The sequence below is a fragment of the Methylophaga thiooxydans DMS010 genome (genome assembly GCF_000156355.1).
In the GTDB taxonomy this organism is placed as follows: Bacteria; Pseudomonadota; Gammaproteobacteria; order Nitrosococcales; family Methylophagaceae; genus Methylophaga; species Methylophaga thiooxydans.
Map to the genome: position 1 here is coordinate 116,954 of NZ_GG657883.1, position 18,789 is coordinate 135,742.

The window sequence follows — 18,789 nt, forward strand, 5'->3', positions numbered from 1 at the left end:
TTCATCATTGTGCTTGACTGTAATTCTCAATTACTTGACTTACAGTCCAGAAGAGTTCCAAAATCTTATTACAACACTATTAAAGATAACACGATGCAGATTGAGAAACTCTCGTTAGCAAAACGACGAGAAAAACGACAATTACTGGTCGAGAATAAGCTTCGTTTTGCGGGGCCAGACTCAGAGCTGAGTATTTACGACACATACCGTGCCGCCAAAGGCGTTGGTCTGGCTGCAGATCAACTTTTATTCTGTGGCATGGTCAGTGGCCGTAAGGTAATGCATGATCTGCATCATCAGCAGGGCCAACTGTTTTTGCCTCATGAGTCGTATGTACTGCCTCCCGGCGACTATGTTGAAATTGATTTTCCTGATGCCAATGAATCGGCACCGACTACGTGTTTGACAATAGAAATATCAAAAGATCGCATTGATAGTTTATCTGAGCGTATGCGCGACCTGACAACGCTAGACATTGTTGACCATAGCTGGGAATATCGTCCGCAAATTATTCATAAACACCATACCGGTGATACGCAGCAGTTACTGGAAAAAATGGTGATGCTCTATACCGCCGATAATCCTGATAAAGAAATCATGCTCGATTTGAGTGTGACAGAACTAGTGATTCGTTTATTACGCGAACAAGGCAGGGATGTGTTGTTGAGTTACTGTCAGCAAGCGCCTGATGCATCAGGGATTACCGCAGCGATACATTGCCTTGAACAAAATCTTGCTGCGCCATTAGATATTGAGCAACTGTGTCGTAAAGCCTGCATGAGTCGCAGTCGACTCTACGTCGAGTTTAAAAAGCAATTAGGTTGCACACCGGGTGAATTTCAACAGCAACTGCGCTTGAAGTCAGCTGCAGAGGCCATTCAAGCAGGTAAAAGTGTCACCGACGCCTGTTACAGCTTTGGTTTCAATGATTTAAGTCATTTTAGTCGACGTTTTACTCGCTTCTTTGGCTGCGCACCAAGCGCATACCGCCAGAAAACCACTAATAATTAATTATTGGATCTTTCTATAATCATCGGCAAGCCTGCTTAGGGCTGTCATAATGGTGTTGTTATACGACTTTCAACACGGATACTCATTTGCCGATTACCTTAGCCATCTCACAGTTTCTTGCTTTATGTTGTCTTCTATTTAGCCTGACGATTCAGGCACAAGAAGAGACGCGCTTGTCTGTTGAAATAACCGGTGTTGAAAACACGATGGCAGAGACCTTACGTAACGGTCTCACCATAGAACGCCATAAAAACAGTGAGCGAATCAGTCAACGCTATGTTGAAAAGCTTCATGACGCCAGCTTTGAAGAATTGGCAACGATGCTCACCGTGTATGGCTACTATGATCCTACGATTACAGGTGAACTGCAGCAGTCTGAAAATACATGGACAGCCTTATATGCTATTGAGCTGGGTGAACCTGTGTTGCTCAAAAACGTCGATATTCAACTCAGTGGTGAAGCACAAACGGACCCAGCCTTTACCGATTTATTGGCTGACTTTACGCTGCAGCCAGAACAACAACTCAATCACCAAGAGTATGAAAGTGCCAAAAAAGCCATCCTACGATTGGCGGCAAGTCGTGGTTATTTTGATGGCGAATTCACCAAAACTTCAATTGAGGTAACACCTGAGGATAAAGCGGCAGGTATTTATTTATATTATAAATCTGGGCCAAGATACCTGTTCGATGAAATACATTTTCCTGAGACGGTGATAGGGGAGCATTTATTATCAAAGCTTCAGCCATTTGATGCCGGCGATCCCTATACTGACGCCAACGTTCTCGCGTTTAGAAGCAGTCTTAGTAACAGCGGTTATTTTGATGTGGTGTCGATACGAACCAAGCGTGATGAAAGGCACGACGGTAAAGTCCCGCTTGAATTTGAATTGAAAGAAAAGCCTAAACATCTTTACACTGCCGGTGTTGGTTATGGCACTGATACGGGGGCGCGTTTAGCCTTAGGCTGGGAAAATCGCTATGTGAATGATCGTGGTCATCGTATTAATGCGGATGCAAGACTATCGCAAGTGGAAAACAGCCTGTCTGCGGACTACGTCATGCCATTTTGGAGTGACACGATAAACACCGTTGGCTTCAATACAGAATATAAACAAGTTGATACGGATACCAGCGAAAGCGAGTCTTTTGCGATAGGTAGCTATTACAAGCGGCAACGCTGGGGCTGGGATGAAACCGGCTCACTAAAAGTGTTGCAAGAAGACTTTGATGTTTCCGACGACAGTGAGTCAGCATTATTGCTCATTCCCGGTGTCTCCTGGAGCAGAACCTGGGCTGATAACACGCTTTATACGCGCCACGGTGGTCGTTTATCACTTGCCTTGTCCGGTGCTTCGGAAGCGGTGTTATCAGATATTACCTTTGGCCAAGTGGTGCTTCGCGGTAAGTACATCCGAGCCTTTGGTGAAAATAGTCGCATCATCACGCGTGCTGCCATTGGTGCTACTGAGGTAAGTGACTTTGAACAATTACCTAGCTCGCTGCGTTTCTTCGCCGGTGGTGATAATAGTATCCGCGGTTATGACTATCAATCGTTGGGCCCAGAAGGCGATGATGGTGAAGTAGAAGGTGGCCGTTACCTCGCTGTCGGTAGTCTGGAATATGAAAACATGTTTCTCGGTGATTGGGGCGGAGCAATCTTCACTGACTTTGGTAATGCATACAATAGTTTAAGTGATCCGATTGAATACAGCATAGGCATTGGTGTTCGCTGGCGTTCACCGGTTGGTTTAATACGTGTGGATCTGGCAAAAGGTCTGTCTGATTCCGACGAGCCTATTGGTTTACACATTGTTATAGGACCGGATCTTTAATGCGGCGTAAGTTTCTGTGGTCGATTTTAATTGTTGTTGTTCTGCTTGTTAGCCTGTTCGCTTGGTTAGTTTCCACTCAGTCAGGCTTACTAACTGCGGTTTCACTCACTCAACGTATTCTCCCTGAGCTACAGATTGAGCATGCCGAAGGCCGCCTTATCGATTTTATCCAGTTACAGGGTATTGTCTATAAAACTGACGATACAACGGTTGCTGAGGTGGCTGAGCTGACCTTGAATTGGCAGCCGGCAGCATTGTTAAAAGCAACCTTGCTCATCGAACGTCTCACAGTAAATGACATTAATCTCTACAGTGCAGAGTCAAACGAAGAAGATGCACCAACAGAGGCCATCACCTTGCCTGAGGTGAACATACCGCTTCGGGTCGAGATTGCCGAACTACAAGTCAATAACTTGCAAACGATATCGGTTACAAATGAAAAAACAGTGCTGGTAAAGCAGCTAAGTAGCGCTTTAACAGTGCAGCGCAACATACTGAATATCAAGAAATTGCAGCTTGAACGTGATGATATTGCTCTACAACTTGAGGGCAATCTGGGCTTGCAATCACCTTATACAACCGATCTTGGCTATGTCATTGATGTGAAACAGGCTTTATCGAGTCCGTTTCAGGCTGTCGGTCGACTAGAAGGTGATATTGAGCAGCTAGCGCTAACGCAAACACTGAGTGAACCGTTGTTATCCAAACAATCGGCCACAATTACCGATGTATTGTCTGATCTGCATTGGTCGCTTAACGTTGATGCTGATGCTATTGATATAGCGGCAATTGTTCCTGAACAGCAAACGCAGCTAAAAGCTTTTAGCTTAAAAGCACAAGGTGATTTAACGGCGTTAACAGCCGATCTAGTCAGCACGGTAGAGCATGCTGACTTACCGCCATTAGCATTAACCGCAGCTATTGAATCAGATGATTTCTCGGTGTGGACCATCAACAGCAAAGCGAGCGTTTCAGAGCAGAGTCATGTTGAAATAGCGGGCGATATCAGTCTACAAGACGAGATGCCGAGTGCTGATTTAGAAGCCGTTTGGCAAAACCTGCAATGGCCATTAGTCGGGGAGAATATCATCGGCAAAAGTGCTAACGGTACCGTGATGTTCTCAGGAACTGCCGCTGACTATGTGCTGAATGTCGATACAGCGCTTGAGGTCGAGCAACAACAACTCAGTGTCTCTGCTCAAACCCAAGGGACTGATTCCGCTATTCAAATCAAACAACTGCAAGTTGATGGTTTTGACGGTAAATTAACCGCAGATGGCCAGTTAGACTGGCAACAAGCACCACTGCAATATCAACTCAATGCTGACTGGCAGGGGATGAAATTGCCTGCGTCACTGACAACGGTAGCGGTTGAACTACAACAAGGTCAGATAACCTTGAATGGCACCCCTGAGCTACTAAGCCTCACAACTCAGGCTGATCTACTGGTTGATGGTGTCGCGATGAATGTCGATGCCAACGCATCAGGCCAAATAGACAAAGGGTTTGAACAATCTCGCGTTGATATTGCCCTTGCTGATGGCAAGCTGTTTTATCAAGGTCAATTATTGTGGTCTGAAACAGTGCTGATCGATGGCGTACTGAGTCTCGATAAGATGAACCCCGGCGTATTATTGGCTGACTGGCCAGGCGCACTATCAGGTAAAACAAAGCTACGGGTCAATAATCAGCCTGAGACCGACATTCATGTTAAGGCAAGTGATATTGCTATTGACGGCACGTTGCGAGAACGTCCACTCAAACTGAGCGGTGAGATTGATTACACCGAGGCATTACTCACTGTTAAGCAACTACAGCTCCAGTCCGGTAATTCTTCATTGCAAGCCAACGGCCAAATGCAGCAAGACACCATCGCGTTTGACTGGTTGCTTAAATCGCCTGATTTAAAAGACTTCTACCCCGATATTGCCGGCAGGATGAATGCCTCAGGCAGTATCGGTGGGAGTAAGCAAACGCCCGAAATAAAAGCCGAAATATCCGGTGACAATATTCGTTATCAAGATATTGAGGCACAAACGATCAGTGGGCAGATCAATCTTGCTATGTCGGACAATGCTGATCTTGATACACACATCGACGTGACAGGGCTGACATTACCGGAATTAGCCATTGAATCACTCTCGCTCGATCTGACAGGAAAGCAGCAAAAGCATGACATTACGGTTGATGTAAAATCAGAAGCGATGACACTGGCAATCGCTGCCTCAGGCGGGCTGAACGAAGCAATATGGCAAGGTAATTTAACTAGCTTCAATCTGGAGAATACTAAAGCCGGTAAATGGTCATTACAACAGCAAGGTGAACTGAAAATAAGTGCCACTGAGCAGTATATTCCCCAGCACTGCTGGGCCTCAGCTAACGGTGAATTTTGCCTGGCAGCAGATAATAATGAGAACGGCTGGCAAACCTCAGGCCAATTTAGTGCGTTGCCACTTAGCTTGTTTGAGGCCTTTGCCGTTGAGTTGGAGCAATTACAAGGCACCTTGCGTGGTGACTTTAATGCCATAGCCAACAAAGGCGAGGCGATTACAGGCGAAGGCAAAATTTTCCTTGATGATGCGGTGCTAAAGCTTGAACAAAGCGCCTTAAATCAGCAAAAGCCGATTGCTTTAAACAATACTTCGCTACGCTATCAACTAAACGCTGAAAAAACTCAGGCTAGCCTTCATTTAGAACCAAATGTAGATGGCGTGTCAGCCGTTGACGCTGATTTTGAGACGGTTGCTTTGGCACAACTGATCGAAAATAAAGGCCCATCAGCGATTAATGGCAAAATGACTACCGCCATTGAGGATTTATCAGCGTTGCAGTTGTCTCATCCCGCATTTACGGATCTGAGTGGTCAGTTTGATCTTAACCTTGCGATTTCAGGTACTACCTCCCAGCCGCAGATTCAGGGCAAAGCAAGCTTAAGTGATGGCCAAGTAGCGATTGTTGATGCGGGTATCGTGCTAACACAAATTGAAGCGAATATTGATGGCAACCTGAATCAGGTCGTATTTGATTATCAAGCTAGGTCTGGTCAAGGCGAGTTGAATGGTGATGGCACCTTTACCCTGAACGATGCAGATTGGGCGTTGAAAACAGCCTTAAAAGCCCAGCAATTCACTGTTATGAACACCCCAGAAGCCTTAGTTATTGCAGAGCCTGATCTGACCATACTGGTCACTCCAAAACTGACAAAAGTGACGGGCAGGGTGGATATTCCAGAGGCAGAACTAGAACCCACCCAGTTTAATTCAACGGTCAGTCCGAGTCGGGATGTGGTGATTATCAGCGATGAACCTGTTGCAAAGCAGACTGGCCCGACCACTGAGCTTGATATCAAGATCATCCTTGGTGATAAGGTCAAACTGAAAGCGATGGGCTTTCAAGGGCGATTAGCAGGCGATTTACGTGTCAGTGGTAATACCAATGACATTTTGCTGGGCAATGGCGAAATTAAGATTATAGACGGTAGTTATCTTGCTTATGGTCAGTTATTAAAAGTGGATGATGGCAGTATTCGTTTTGCAGGCGGCGCGATTGATAACCCAGAGCTGGATATCAAAGCCGTCAGAGTCGGTAAAGACTATAAAGCCGGTTTACATATCGAAGGCTATGCCTCATCGCCACAAGCAAACCTATTCTCTGAACCGAATATGACTCAGGATAATATCTTGTCCTATATTCTGCTGGGTAAGCCTTTAGAACAGGCCAGTGCAACCGATGCAGCCATTCTGGCCTCTGCGGCCTCAGGGCTTGGACTGCAAAATGGTGCAATGATGGGCGACCAAATTGCCAGTACCTTTGGCTTAGATGAGTTTTCAGTACAGGGCGATAGTGCTGATAATGCTGCTTTGCAAGTGGGTAAATATCTCTCACCCAAAATATACCTGAGCTATGGCATTGGTGTGTTTGACTCGGTGAGTACCGTAGAGCTGCGTTATCAATTAAGCAAGATTTGGTCGTTAAAAGCCGAGTCTGGTACTGAAAGTGGCGTTGATCTGCTTTATTCCTATGAGCGAGGCGTACCGGAATAGCAGACAAAAAAAAGCCCTGGCTAGCAGGGCTCTTTTTGTGCGTATGAGGTTTTAAAGCATTACTATGCTCTGCAACAACGTGTATCCGTTGTTCATCAGACGCGGTTCTTTTCCCTAATCTCGTCTAATGTTTTGCAATCAATGCACAACGTCGCCGTAGGGCGTGCTTCAAGACGACGAATACCGATCTCGGTGCCACATGATTCGCAAAAACCATAGTCGCCTTTTTCCAGATCAATTAATGACTCGTCGATTTTCTTGATTAACTTACGTTCACGGTCACGTGTGCGTAACTCCAGCGTAAATTCTTCTTCCTGAGTCGCACGGTCGTTAGGGTCAGGAAAGTTAGCCGCTTCATCTTGCATATGATGAACGGTACGATCGACTTCCTCGCGTAACTGTGCTCTCCAGGTCATCAATATATTATGAAAATGCTCTACCTGAGCATCGTTCATATATTCCTCACCAGCTTCCTCCTGATAAGGAGTAATTTTAGCTTCAACCAGTGTGTTTTCCATGTTCAAACCTCATACTTTCTAAAACCAAGGGCGAATCTATACCAGATGAACCCCGCTCGTGCAAAACTAATATACTATTTTAACGTATGTCGATTACCAAAAATGCCTAATAAAGCAATTAAAATCGGTTATTTTCGATACCTGTCACTATGTTGAATAATGAATCGCTTCAAGCTGCACTTTTACCGTAATCGCGCATGGCTCGATGCCGGTCTTGACTGCTTTTCAGGCTAAAACTCGTTCTAACAACGTTGCCACAATTTTACCGTTAAGACGAGACTTTTTTTCATTTATTGCATTTCATCCGATGGCTGCAAGAAGCACAGCATTATCACTTTGATCATGAGTGGCTTAGACTATGTGCTGTTTTAGGACTAACTATTTATGCCAATTAGCCATAACAGTAGGGCATGAAGAAGATGAGTAAATCAGGCCTAAACCAGTAATAACGGCACCTTCAAGAGATAACAATGACCAAACGAATGGCAAAACGGGCAGCAGCAATTTCTCCTTTTCATGTTATGGATATTCTGGCTCAGGCAAAACAGCTGCAAAGCCAAGGGCAAGACATTATTCACATGGAAGTAGGGGAGCCGGACTTTGACACCCCTGAGCCAATTGTTGAAGCGGGTGTAAAAGCGCTTAAAGCAGGTAAGACGCACTATACGCCAGCTTTAGGTTTACCTGAGTTGCGTGAAGCCATTGCCAACTGGTATCAGGACTACTATCAGCTTGATATTTCCCCTGAGCGAATCGTCGTCACACCAGGCGCCTCAGGTGCATTACTTCTCGTCATGGGCGCGTTGCTGGAGCAGGGCGAAAAAGTCATGTTGGCTGATCCCGGTTACCCTTGTAACCGCCACTTTGCCCGTTTTGTTGAGGGCGACATTAATGCTGTGCCAGTCACCGCCGCCTCAAATTATCAATTAACTGCTGATCACATTGAGCAGCATTGGGATGATAAAACCAGTCTGGCGTTGCTCGCATCGCCATCCAATCCAACGGGCACCGTTCTCAGCAAAGAAGAACTGGAGTTACTATCCAACGCCGTCAAACAAAAACAGGGCACACTAGTCGTAGATGAAATCTATCATGGCCTGACTTATGATGGATTTAAAGCTACCTCAGCCCTAGCCATTGATGCTCAGACCTTTGTTATTAACAGCTTCTCTAAGTTTTTTGGCATGACGGGCTGGCGACTGGGGTGGCTAGTTGTACCAGAAGGCTACACCGAGGTCATGGATAAATTGGCACAAAACCTTTACCTAGCTGCACCGACCATGTCGCAATATGCAGCACTGGCTGCGTTTAAACAAAACGCGCTAGATGTTTTGGAACAACGACGACAGGTTTTTCAGCAGCGTCGTGATGCCTTATTGCCAGCACTCAAACAACTTGGCTTCACCTTGCCAGTAACTCCCCAAGGTGCGTTTTACCTCTATGCCGATTGTTCAAAATTACTCAATGACAAGGTTCCGGATAGCATGGCGTTATCACGCTATTTGCTGAAAGAAGCTGGCGTTGCCATTACGCCGGGGCTGGATTTTGGCAACTTTCAGGCAGAACACCACTGCCGGTTTGCTTACACCACCAGCGAAGAAAGGCTGCTGGAAGCAGCTGAAAGGGTAGGCCAGACAATCAAACGCTTTAGCTAAGCTTGGTGCATAAACATCAGTTGTTATCAGCATCAGCTAATTGTGGGGGATGTTGCTTATGTTGAAAGAATATGAAAATATCTAGTCAAGTAAGGACAACTGCTCATGGTGCGCTGGCTATCACACTCAACTCGTATCATTGACTCAATGGATTGAAGAAATGAAGATTTTTGTTGCATGGAAGTGACCTCATCCCTGAATAACTCTACTTTAAACAAGACAATATTCCGTATTGTCGGCTCTGTTTTATTTTCTCAAAAACAAACCATTCGTCTATTTTTATCACATTTACAGAGGCTTAGCGATGCTCTGGTTTTTTCGTCTCAAGAATTAAAAGGCCGCCAGATATTATTTATTATGAGGCCAGCGGCCTCATTAACAGGCTGTTAGGTTTGTAGAGGAGTATTGCTGTTCGTGGAAAAATTCCGACCGTGAAGTATTTTCTGATCTTGCTCGCTATTTTTGCGACCTTTGGCCTCTTCTCTGGAGCTTCTGAACCTGTCATTTCTCCACTTCAGGGAACGTGGATAGAGCCAATACTACATTCATTGCACATCGGAAATTCAATTATCTTCAGCTTGTCCGTTGCTTACTTGGGAAGCTTCTTTTTTTGGGCCCTGGTAGTTCAATACCCAGAGGCAAAGCGCCGGAAATTGCTGCGGGATAACTTGAGTCAGCACTATCAACAGTTTAAGGAATCAGTGATTCAGGTGTTACTTTTTAGTTCTGTTGGCACCCACGAGTCAAAGTTACCCAAAAAGCTGTGTGACCACGTTGAGTTCAAAGCGTATTTTGACGCGAATGGCAAGCAGCGCTGGTACGAGGCGCTTAACGGTCTCGATGATCGGAATGACTTCCTCCAGGACCTGCTTTTCGAAATGGAACTGCTGGCTTCCGAAGTCAATTATGTACTGAACAATGTCGCCATCCAGGACGAGAGAGTCCATAGCTCCTTTAAGCTCTTAAACCAAAATATCAACAGGTTAAAGAATTCTAGTGCATACACGGACGATCCTGTGAAGTACGTGGGCAATTTCTTGTGGGGCATTCTCGCTCGGTGGAGCTTTATCGATGGCCAGCAACAGGATGACTTTCTCGAATTAATGATCAAAAAAGTGTGACCCGGTGCCTTGGCTGATGGTCCAAAAACCTAACCAGGCCATCCACCGGACGCCAAAAACGCCGCTTCGCTCCGGTTTTTCCGCCGGTGATGGCAAGCGTTAGCCCCCAAAAAGAATTCAGCCATAAGGAAGATATATGAAGCTCAAGAAACTTAAAGTTCAAAATTTTCGAGCCTACCAGACAGAAACGGAAATATCTTTCAGCAATATGACAGGCCTGATTGGAAGAAATGATGTTGGGAAAACATCAATACTCGATGCGCTAGGAATATTTTTTGGCCATAAGCTATGCAAATATGAAGCTGGGGATAAATGTGTCTATGCCGGTGAAAATGAAGATGTGATTATCACCTGTGAGTTTGAGGAGCTGCCACAAGAAATAGTGCTTGATGCCACATCTGTAACAAGCTTGGATCGAGAGTATTTGTTAACCGATGGTGGGACACTTTCGTTATCGAAGGTATTCAAAAAAGGAAAAGGGTCCGGAGCCTATATGGCAAACTGTGTCCATCCGAGTGCAAGGAATGCCAAGGGAATTCTTTTAAAAAAGAATGATGAATTGAAATCTATTGCTCAGTCGCTAGGAATAGCAGCGGAGGACAATAGATCTAATGTAAGCTTGCGAGAGGCTATTTATGACGCTGTTGGTGATCTAAAGCTTAAAGAACAATCTGTAGCCTTATCGAAAGAAGATGGAAAAGCTATTTTAGAACAAATTCAGAACCACTTACCGCACTTTGCGCTATTTAGAGCAGATAGACCTAGCACTGATGAGGAAGCCGAAGTTCAAGACCCAATGAAAGTGGCAATATCTCAAGCAATTGAGGATATATCTCCACAGTTAGAAGATATTAAAGATCAAGTCAAACAAAGAGCTCTTACGGTCGCAAATAGCACTTTGTCGCATTTGGCTGATTTAGACCCTGAACTCGCCATGTCACTTACTCCTGACTTTAAGGCAGATCCAAAATGGGAAGGTATTTTTAAGTTGTCCTTAGCTGGAGACGATGATATCCCCATAAACAAAAGAGGTAGCGGAGTAAGACGATTGGTTCTGATTAGCTTTTTTAAAGCAGAGGCGGAACGCATTAAGCGAGAATATCAGGATCGAGGTGTGATCTACGCTATTGAAGAGCCCGAAAATTCTCAACATCCCGATAAACAAAAGCTACTCGTTGAAGCCTTTTCTGAAATGGCTGATAAAGATGGATGCCAAATAGTTATTACTACTCATGTTCCAGCACTCGCTGAGCAATTGCCAATCAAATCCATAAGACATATTTTCAAGAATCAAGATGGTGAGATTGAGGTCAACTCTAATCAAGATGATGTATTTAAGCTTATAGCTAAAGACTTGGGTGTTCTTCCTGATAGCAGGGCGCAGGTGATAGTCTGCGTTGAAGGGCCAAATGACATAGCGTTCTTCAAAAATTTGTCGGCACTTTTACTCGATGAAGGTCATATGGCCCCTGACTTTGAAAATGATCCAAGAATAGTATTACTTCCCTTGGGTGGAGACACTCTTAGAGATTGGGTTAATGGCCACTACCTTAAAAATATCGGGAAGCCAGAAGTGCATATTTATGATCGCGATGATCAGAACCCACCCAAATATCAAGAAACATGTGACGCAGTAAATGCTAGAGGCGATGGCTCCATAGCATTTATCACGTCCAAGCGGGAAGCCGAAAACTATCTCCATCCAGATGCGATTCAAGAAGCGCTAAATATAAGTGTTACTTATACAGATGACTGTGATGTGCCGTCGCTCGTAGGCGCTGCTCTCGGAGTGAATGATAGAACAGCAAAAAGAAGACTAAATCGAGTTGCAGCCAAGAAAATGACTAAAGAAAGACTTGATGGAAGGGACCCAGATGGAGAAATTCTAGGCTGGTTTAATGAAATATTGCAGCGATGCAGCTAGAGCTAACAAGGAACTGCTGTCGGACAAGTTTTCCGCTGCGCTACAAACTTGCCGCAGAGCGCGGCGTTAGCTTCCAAGAGAGTTTTGTGGACATTAAAGAACAAGCAATAAAGAAACTAGCCAACTCAATGAGAATTTATGTTGAAACACACATGGATTTTCAAAGACTAAAAACTATTGATATTGAAGAAGCTGTTGAAAATCTGGATCGTGCCTTCGAGGCAAAGCTAGAGGCATTTCACAGCTTATATGATGTAACTAAAGATGATCTCGATTATTTCTCTTATGGGGATACTGCCGCAATAATTCTAATGCGTAATGCTATACATCATCGTGACCACCTTCTATTTCAAAGCTGGAATCACAATATGGCTCTGAACGAAGGTTATAAAAAACATCTCGGAGCAGAGTTTCTTCTTGCTGGTTATGATGTTTTAGATTCGACAGCTAGAATGAGATACTTCTATAAGCTTGAAGATTTTTACCTCAGAATAGATGAAAGCCTTCAGTCTCCCTATATTGAGTCACGAATGGGGAGCAAGAATCGTAAGAAGCTCTTAAGTCAGCTTGGTTCCGAGTTAAATTTTTCAGATATAAAGCAAAAGGCTGAGTCTGAACGATATCCAATCAAGCAGGTTTATGTGAATGTTATGCCTATTTTTATATCAGCTGTTTGTAGAGCATTCACTGCATTAAAAGAAAAAGGGGTGGAGTTTAAAGGTTTTGATGCCAGAGCTTATGAAGCTCCTTTTATCAATGAATTAAAAGTAGATTTCGCAAAGGTCGTATATGAGCCTTTACGCATCACATAAAGAAGCTAACAAGTTGCTTAAACGGACAAAAAAACAGTTGGCTTTTGCTCGTTCCTCGCTAATTTTAGCCAACTATTTTATTGCCGCTTAGCAAGGCGTTATAAGTCATCACAAGGATGAGGCATGATCAAAAGTACGCTGTTAATTTTTCTATCACTATCCATGATTGCTTGCACCACCCAGCCACAGCAAAACTGGTCGCTTCTTGATAATAACGCTTCAAATGTCTATATAAATCAAGATCACACACAGATTCGAATGAGTCTGCCATATGAGAAAATGCCTAGGAAGTTTTCGCCTGATCAAGTGCAGTCAATCATTGCTTCTTATGCTTACCACTTAAAATGCACCACCGAGCCAGAATTCAGCGTAGACATTAAGTCTCCGTATACGGATTTATATGCAATTTGTCCAAGCTAGTAATAATCACAAGTAGCGGAACGGTTTTAAGCTGCTTCTTTCTCGCTTTTTTAACTTAAAATACGTCCGCTTTTGTCGCTGTTATAAGTAATCCCTAGCATCCTACAAAAGAGTTGAAATATGAAATGCTCTGTATATATAGCAACAAGTGCCGATGGCTACATCGCAACACCTGATGGCGAAGTTGACTGGCTTCATACGGCAGGCAACTTGGGAGCTGATATGGGATCTGAAGATATGGGCTTCCGAGATTTCATGGATTCGGTAGACTGCATGATTATGGGCCGTAAAAGCATGGAAATGATTTCCAGTATGAACTTAACACCCGAGCAGTGGCCCTACGGAAACATACGCATAATTGTATTAAGTAACACAATAAAAGAAGCGCCAGAAAACCTTTCTGGAAAAATAGAGCTTTACTCTGGCGACATCCAAGATTTAATTTTGGCGTTGGAGAATGGCGGCCACAAACATGCCTATATCGATGGTGGTTCAACCATCACATCCTTTCTAAACAGCAAACTCATTGATGAAATGACCATTACAAAAGCTCCTGTGCTTTTAGGTGACGGTATTCCACTTTTCGGGAATCTTAGTCAGAGAGTAAAGCTTGAAAATTCTGAAGCTGTAGTCTTTCCGAATGATTTCATTCAAGAGAAGTACAGCGTAAATTATTTATAAGAAGTCTAGGCAAGCGACGCCGAAAAGCGTGGCTTTTTTGCTAAAAGCATTATAAATTTCAAATTGAAATCAGTAGTTTTGAATGAGCTGAAAAAAAGGGTAAAAATTATGAATTTATTAAGTCGCCAATCACTCATCGGTACTGCTGTATTTGCTGCGCTAACGGTAATAGTTGGATGTAACGACTCCTCTGATAACGTAGAGACACAAAAAAATGTTTCTAAAGGTATGGATATGTCTATGTTCGCAAAGGACGCATTTATCCAGGAGCCAAAAATTGTTGATTGTGAAACCGGTGAAGGTACAAAAACGACTTGTTACCAGCTCGTCACTGATGGTGCGCCAGCAGGAAGAGCACCGGGGCCTTTCTGCCCCAGAACAACCAGCGATGGTGCTGATGTAAGTGGTGCCTGGTTTAGTAAAGAGGGCACTGGCGATTTGGTCGACATCACCGGAGAGTTCATTCTCAAGCTGGGTGAGTATTATGGCGACGAAAAATGGATGGTTTATGACGCGAAGACAAATAAGGTGCGTTATACCGCAACAAAAGAAGCCTGCTTAGGGGCAGCAAAGCCAGATGTTGAAGAAGAATATATGCAAAATTGTATTGAGTGCGAGTTATCGTATCTTGATGATAATTTCTCTCGTAGCTTCCTCATTCCAACCACACCAATCCCTGCTGAAAGCGTAGGTCGAGTACACACTGTGGGTATCGCGCTAGACGGAACCGAGTTATCTGCGGCGGCACCTGTTGATGCCATTTTAGGCGCTTATACGATAGCCGCCTTCGATGATTGTGGTGGACACATCAACGTTCACCAAGGCTACCACTATCATTCTACGACGGGATGCACTGATAAATTGACGAGTGACGATGGGCACGCGCCACTAATAGGCTATGCATCAGATGGTTATGCTATTTATGCATTGAAAAATTTAGAGGGTGAAGAAGCAGAGTCACTAGATGGGTGCCGTGGTCAAACTGATGAAGTCAGAGGCTATCACTACCATGCTGCAAGCCCAAGCGAGAATAAGTTCATTGAGTGCTTCCGCGGAGAAACGGTTCGCCCTGAAGGACCGCCTCATGGAGCACATCCAACCGGACATCCTCCTCGCGATGCTCATGCAGAGAAACCCGAAGAAAAGTGATTACATTTCAATCAATAATGCTTTTTATAGCAGTCTATTAGGTCGATAAACACCGTATTTGAACGAATCATGAGACATGGGCTTTTAGATGAAACAGATAATACATGCGTTGAGCTTTTGGGTGGTGTGCTTGCTGCTTGCCGGCTGTAGTTCATCAGAGCCCACTCCTGAGCTTGTAAAACTCTTTGGCGACTACTGTGAATCTGTCGGACACGTAAAAGGCAGCCCAGAGTTTAACGAGTGTGTGATAAAGATCGGGCAGAAAAAATAAACGCCTTCGGTATACAGTCGATCTGATAAAGGCATCAGAATGATGTCAGAGCCTAAATACTGAGAAAGCGAATTAAAGAGAAATTTAGCGTTTTCCTTTGAATTCTCGTGCAAATGAGCATCCTGGTAGTCATGCATTTTTGCCCATTAATCACGCGTTAGCTGCTCACTCACCAAGGAATCTCTGAGCCGTTGTAACTCATAAACTTTCCCGTGTCGGCTGGAGCTGAGCTGTTTATGATGTCTAATAGTGCGTCGGTGGTGTGGTTTGTAGAATGAAGTTGCCCAACGGGTAAATTTTTCTGAAATGGCTTCGATAGTTGAGTATCTGTCGTGCCTGAGTGAAATAAAATAACACAACAATTAGGCACTTTTAAAGACCATTCGATGGCGATAGTTTTCATCGCCATATTAAGTGCTGACTTGGCCACTCGGTAGCTTAGCCATCCGCCCATTCTATTATCTTCGATACTACCTATTTTTGCTGAAAACGCGACGAAGTGAGTGGTCTTATTAGATCGCAAAGACGTCATAAAGTGCTTTGCTAATAAGATGCTTGGCAGTGTATTTATGTTGATATTATGCTGAAAAAAAGTTGGGTCGAATTCTTTGATTGTTTTTTCTGGTTTTTGACTTTCCGAATGCAGGAAACCGACAGCATTTATCAGCAAATCAATGCTACCTAAATCGTTTGATAAATTTTCTATATCATCTTCGATCGTGACATCGAGTTTTCGCCACTGTAGGCGAGAGTGATGAATGTCCCCGGGATGAGTGTTATAGGTGGCGATAATGTCACTTTCTGGGTAATAATCTAAACATGATGAAACAAGTGAAGAACCTATTCCCCCCGAACCACCGACGATAAGTATTTTCATGCTTCACCTTATGAAAAAAAGTCGAATACCAATAACCTATATAAACAACGAAGCTAACAAGAAATTCCTGCAGATGCCTCAGGCTTTGCTTTATTTAAAGTTAATGGTTCGGGGAAACAATTTCTAATAAATATGAAAATCAGCAGTGTTTCAGGGCGAAGAAAGGAAACTAAATTGTGAGGAGGGCAATATGACGGGGCGAATGGGGTTGAACGTAATAAGCTATTTAGCTGGTTGTTCGTTCTTATTGAGCGTGCCACAGTTTGTTTTGGCCGCTGATGACGATGCGTTTTATCAGTCTATTGTGACGGTAGATGATTTATTTCAGGTGATTGATGACAGGGCGCTAACGACCAGATTCAAAGATCAAGCTACGGATTTTACTCACTATTACGCCTCTTCCCTAGAGCGGTCATTCATAGTGGATGATGAGTTAGGTCAGGTTTGCAATACGTATAGCGGAAGTGACATTCGTAGCTGCTATCCCTGTGAACTCGATGAAGTCTCTAAAGCGTGTCCGTGACAAGTTCTGCAACTACCTGTGACTTTAGCTTTTTTAGTTTATCGGATGGTTTGCCATTATTGCAGCTGGCAATCAAATGCGACCAGATGTCCTGTGTTCCTTCTTTCATAGTTTGCAGGTAAGCGCTGGCAATCTTGGGCTCAGTACCATCTGACTTTGCTTGAGCGATGTGACTGGCGAGTTTCCGGACAACATTTAATTTGTTAATGGCACCGGTAGCCTCATCATAATTGCATTGACCAAGCAGGCTTTGCGTTTGCAGGTTATTTTTCAGCGACTTAATATCGACACCGTTTTCAACTAAGGGTGATGCGTATTCGGTGGGGTTATCATCAAGGATAATAGTGCCCACATCCACCTGTTCATATTCTCTGTTCATCCATAAGCTCTGTACTACATCAGCCGATGCTCCATAGCTGGCATGGTGCGTATAAATGACTGTATGCGTGAGCATGTGAGCAGGCATACGTATTTCCAGCTTTGTCGTTGCAACGGGGATAAGCGTGAATTGCCCCTGAGTGTTTGATTCAGTAAATGAGATGTCGCTTGACGATGAACTGCTGCCTTCGTAGGAGATTCTGGCGTTGGCGACAGGCGTGAGATTAGACAGACGAACAACGGTTCCTGTCACCTCTGGCCCATTATAGATTTTGCTGACGCTTGGCACGCAAGCGGCTATCTGTAGAACAAAAAACAATGTTAAGAAGCGATCGCGTGTGTTGTTCATAATGGGCTTAATTTTAACGATGGTTGATATTTTCTCATGGCCGAGAGTTATCCGGCGTTTAAAGCCGACTCAAGTCCTGAAGTTCATCTAAAAGACGATTCTGATTATTGAGCAAGCTATCTCTTTCAGAAATAAGCTGCAGGCCTTTTGATTTTATACGGCGTTTTTCATCGAAGCAGGCTGCTTGTTCCTGATCGAATGAGGCTTGCTTTTCTTGTTGGGCATTGTTGCATTGAGACAGGCATGGGTAGTCAGGGACATTTTTATAGTGATTAAAAATAACGTCCCATTCACGTCGCTCCGGGCATTGCTCAGCACAGGAGTAATCAACGATAGTTTTTTGGCAGGGGGCTTTGAAATCGTCTGCGTAGCCTTCGATCCTCTTCTCTAGCCGGTTGATTTTTGTGTTGAGCGCTTCCAGTTCGGTCACTTTTGTCGCGTGTCGCTGGACCAGTTTTTCTTCTATCTTTGTGGCAAGCTGGTTGGCTAAGATGAGGACTTGCTCAAACTCATGCGTGGCAGCAGACCACTTCTGTTGTTTTGTCAGATCTTCCGCCTCGTTCATGGCGGCTATAAATTTTTCGGTGTCTTTGGCGATGCCTGCTGTGTCTGCGCTAGCCAGCTTCGCGGCGTTAATGTCCAATTTACGTCCAAGACGCATCACTGTCTGTCGTGCTTCCAGAGCTTTAAACGCGTCTTCGGTATAGTCAGAGAGTGCCATTTGGTAACGCAGATGGTAGGTTAAAAGATCGCCCCCCGTAAACGTGTCACTTTCGATTATGTCGAAGTAGCTTGCATCAATGGCTTTGATGTTTACAGGCAGTTCCGACTTCATGCCGAGTTTTAACAGGTTCATTGAAAACAGATCTAAGGTTCTATTGGTTTTATCACTGACTTTTTCAGCTTCGATGAAGTCTGCGATATTCTGCTGAACCTCTTGGGTAAAATCTGAGACTTCGTTTTGTGATGGTGCGGGGTCACTTGACAGTGATTGGTAGCGGTTTTTTATGCTCGATGGAAGGGATAAGGGCTTTCCGTGTCGGTCACGATATTGTCCGTAGATACCCTGTAGCGTTTCTATGTGTTTCGTGAGTGAGGCGGGATCATTATCCATGGCGAAACTATGGTCAGATCCCCAGGCAAGCATTACTGCAAGGATAAAGCTAAGCGCGATTTTCAATGGTTGTTCCTGAGTAAAAAATAGCTGTGAAACTCGCAAAAA

The 18,789-nt window shown here is 44.2% G+C and carries 14 protein-coding genes; 10 read left to right on the top strand and 4 right to left on the bottom strand.

Features of this window, described 5'->3' with window-relative positions:
* The first annotated feature begins 93 nt into the window (after positions 1-93).
* The 3 genes from MDMS009_RS00805 to MDMS009_RS00815 all read left to right on the top strand — a co-directional run bounded on the left by MDMS009_RS00805 (position 94) and on the right by MDMS009_RS00815 (position 6,889).
* Entirely contained in the window at positions 94-1,011 is a 918-nt protein-coding gene (locus MDMS009_RS00805) for an AraC family transcriptional regulator (RefSeq protein ID WP_008290038.1), read from the top strand.
* Positions 1,012-1,097: 86 nt separating this feature from the next.
* A complete protein-coding gene (locus MDMS009_RS00810) occupies positions 1,098-2,846 on the top strand; it encodes an autotransporter assembly complex protein TamA (RefSeq protein ID WP_008289873.1) in 1,749 nt (582 codons plus the stop codon).
* Positions 2,846-6,889 carry a translocation/assembly module TamB domain-containing protein gene (locus MDMS009_RS00815; protein ID WP_008290000.1) on the top strand — a complete coding sequence of 1,348 codons (4,044 nt, stop codon included), beginning with the start codon at positions 2,846-2,848 and terminating at the stop codon, positions 6,887-6,889. The genes MDMS009_RS00810 and MDMS009_RS00815 overlap by 1 nt, the downstream gene beginning before the upstream one ends.
* Before the next feature lie 95 nt (positions 6,890-6,984).
* Here the strand turns inward: MDMS009_RS00815 and dksA are convergent, their stop codons facing one another.
* On the bottom strand, positions 6,985-7,407 hold the full coding sequence (gene dksA, locus MDMS009_RS00820; protein ID WP_008290108.1) for an RNA polymerase-binding protein DksA: 423 nt from the start codon (positions 7,405-7,407) through the stop codon (positions 6,985-6,987).
* 470 nt (positions 7,408-7,877) lie between these two features.
* On the opposite strand from dksA, the gene MDMS009_RS00825 reads away from it, so the two are divergent.
* The 6 genes from MDMS009_RS00825 to MDMS009_RS00855 all read left to right on the top strand — a co-directional run bounded on the left by MDMS009_RS00825 (position 7,878) and on the right by MDMS009_RS00855 (position 15,169).
* On the top strand, positions 7,878-9,062 hold the full coding sequence (locus MDMS009_RS00825) for a pyridoxal phosphate-dependent aminotransferase (protein WP_008289980.1): 1,185 nt from the start codon (positions 7,878-7,880) through the stop codon (positions 9,060-9,062).
* 431 nt (positions 9,063-9,493) lie between these two features.
* Positions 9,494-10,183, top strand: a complete 690-nt coding sequence (locus tag MDMS009_RS00830) for a hypothetical protein (RefSeq protein WP_008289922.1) — start codon at positions 9,494-9,496, stop codon at positions 10,181-10,183.
* A 136-nt stretch (positions 10,184-10,319) separates the two neighbouring features.
* A complete protein-coding gene (locus MDMS009_RS00835; RefSeq protein ID WP_008290060.1) occupies positions 10,320-12,107 on the top strand; it encodes an ATP-binding protein in 1,788 nt (595 codons plus the stop codon).
* Between the two features lie 86 nt (positions 12,108-12,193).
* Positions 12,194-12,919 (top strand): hypothetical protein, encoded by a 726-nt coding sequence (locus MDMS009_RS00840; protein WP_052298138.1) that lies wholly within the window; start codon positions 12,194-12,196, stop codon positions 12,917-12,919.
* A gap of 540 nt (positions 12,920-13,459) precedes the next feature.
* Positions 13,460-14,020 (top strand): dihydrofolate reductase family protein, encoded by a 561-nt coding sequence (locus tag MDMS009_RS00850; protein ID WP_008290104.1) that lies wholly within the window; start codon positions 13,460-13,462, stop codon positions 14,018-14,020.
* 108 nt (positions 14,021-14,128) lie between these two features.
* Positions 14,129-15,169: a YHYH protein gene (locus MDMS009_RS00855; RefSeq protein ID WP_008290046.1), complete on the top strand. Its 1,041-nt coding sequence runs from the start codon at positions 14,129-14,131 to the stop codon at positions 15,167-15,169.
* A 440-nt stretch (positions 15,170-15,609) separates the two neighbouring features.
* Here the strand turns inward: MDMS009_RS00855 and MDMS009_RS00860 are convergent, their stop codons facing one another.
* The gene (locus MDMS009_RS00860; protein WP_008289911.1) at positions 15,610-16,317 is read right to left on the bottom strand and encodes an SDR family NAD(P)-dependent oxidoreductase; all 708 of its coding nucleotides are present in this window, start codon (positions 16,315-16,317) and stop codon (positions 15,610-15,612) included.
* 253 nt (positions 16,318-16,570) lie between these two features.
* Between MDMS009_RS00860 and MDMS009_RS00865 the strand changes: the two genes are divergently transcribed.
* Positions 16,571-16,840 (top strand): hypothetical protein, encoded by a 270-nt coding sequence (locus MDMS009_RS00865; RefSeq protein WP_237700442.1) that lies wholly within the window; start codon positions 16,571-16,573, stop codon positions 16,838-16,840.
* Here the strand turns inward: MDMS009_RS00865 and MDMS009_RS00870 are convergent.
* Together MDMS009_RS00870 and MDMS009_RS00875 are read right to left on the bottom strand one after the other, a co-directional pair.
* Positions 16,824-17,567 (bottom strand): hypothetical protein, encoded by a 744-nt coding sequence (locus MDMS009_RS00870; protein WP_043887693.1) that lies wholly within the window; start codon positions 17,565-17,567, stop codon positions 16,824-16,826. The genes MDMS009_RS00865 and MDMS009_RS00870 overlap by 17 nt on opposite strands.
* Positions 17,568-17,625: 58 nt before the next feature.
* Positions 17,626-18,747, bottom strand: coding sequence for a hypothetical protein (locus MDMS009_RS00875; RefSeq protein WP_043887695.1), 1,122 nt, complete (start codon positions 18,745-18,747; stop codon positions 17,626-17,628).
* Positions 18,748-18,789: the final 42 nt, after the last annotated feature.

Coding starts and splice junctions, on each gene's coding strand:
- dksA (WP_008290108.1), bottom strand. CDS start 7,407: ATGGAAAACACACTGGTTGAAGCTAAAATTACTCCTTATCAGGAGGAA.
- MDMS009_RS00860 (WP_008289911.1), bottom strand. CDS start 16,317: ATGAAAATACTTATCGTCGGTGGTTCGGGGGGAATAGGTTCTTCACTT.
- MDMS009_RS00835 (WP_008290060.1), top strand. CDS start 10,320: ATGAAGCTCAAGAAACTTAAAGTTCAAAATTTTCGAGCCTACCAGACA.
- MDMS009_RS00850 (WP_008290104.1), top strand. CDS start 13,460: ATGAAATGCTCTGTATATATAGCAACAAGTGCCGATGGCTACATCGCA.
- MDMS009_RS00855 (WP_008290046.1), top strand. CDS start 14,129: ATGAATTTATTAAGTCGCCAATCACTCATCGGTACTGCTGTATTTGCT.
- MDMS009_RS00805 (WP_008290038.1), top strand. CDS start 94: ATGCAGATTGAGAAACTCTCGTTAGCAAAACGACGAGAAAAACGACAA.
- MDMS009_RS00825 (WP_008289980.1), top strand. CDS start 7,878: ATGACCAAACGAATGGCAAAACGGGCAGCAGCAATTTCTCCTTTTCAT.
- MDMS009_RS00815 (WP_008290000.1), top strand. CDS start 2,846: ATGCGGCGTAAGTTTCTGTGGTCGATTTTAATTGTTGTTGTTCTGCTT.
- MDMS009_RS00870 (WP_043887693.1), bottom strand. CDS start 17,567: ATGAACAACACACGCGATCGCTTCTTAACATTGTTTTTTGTTCTACAG.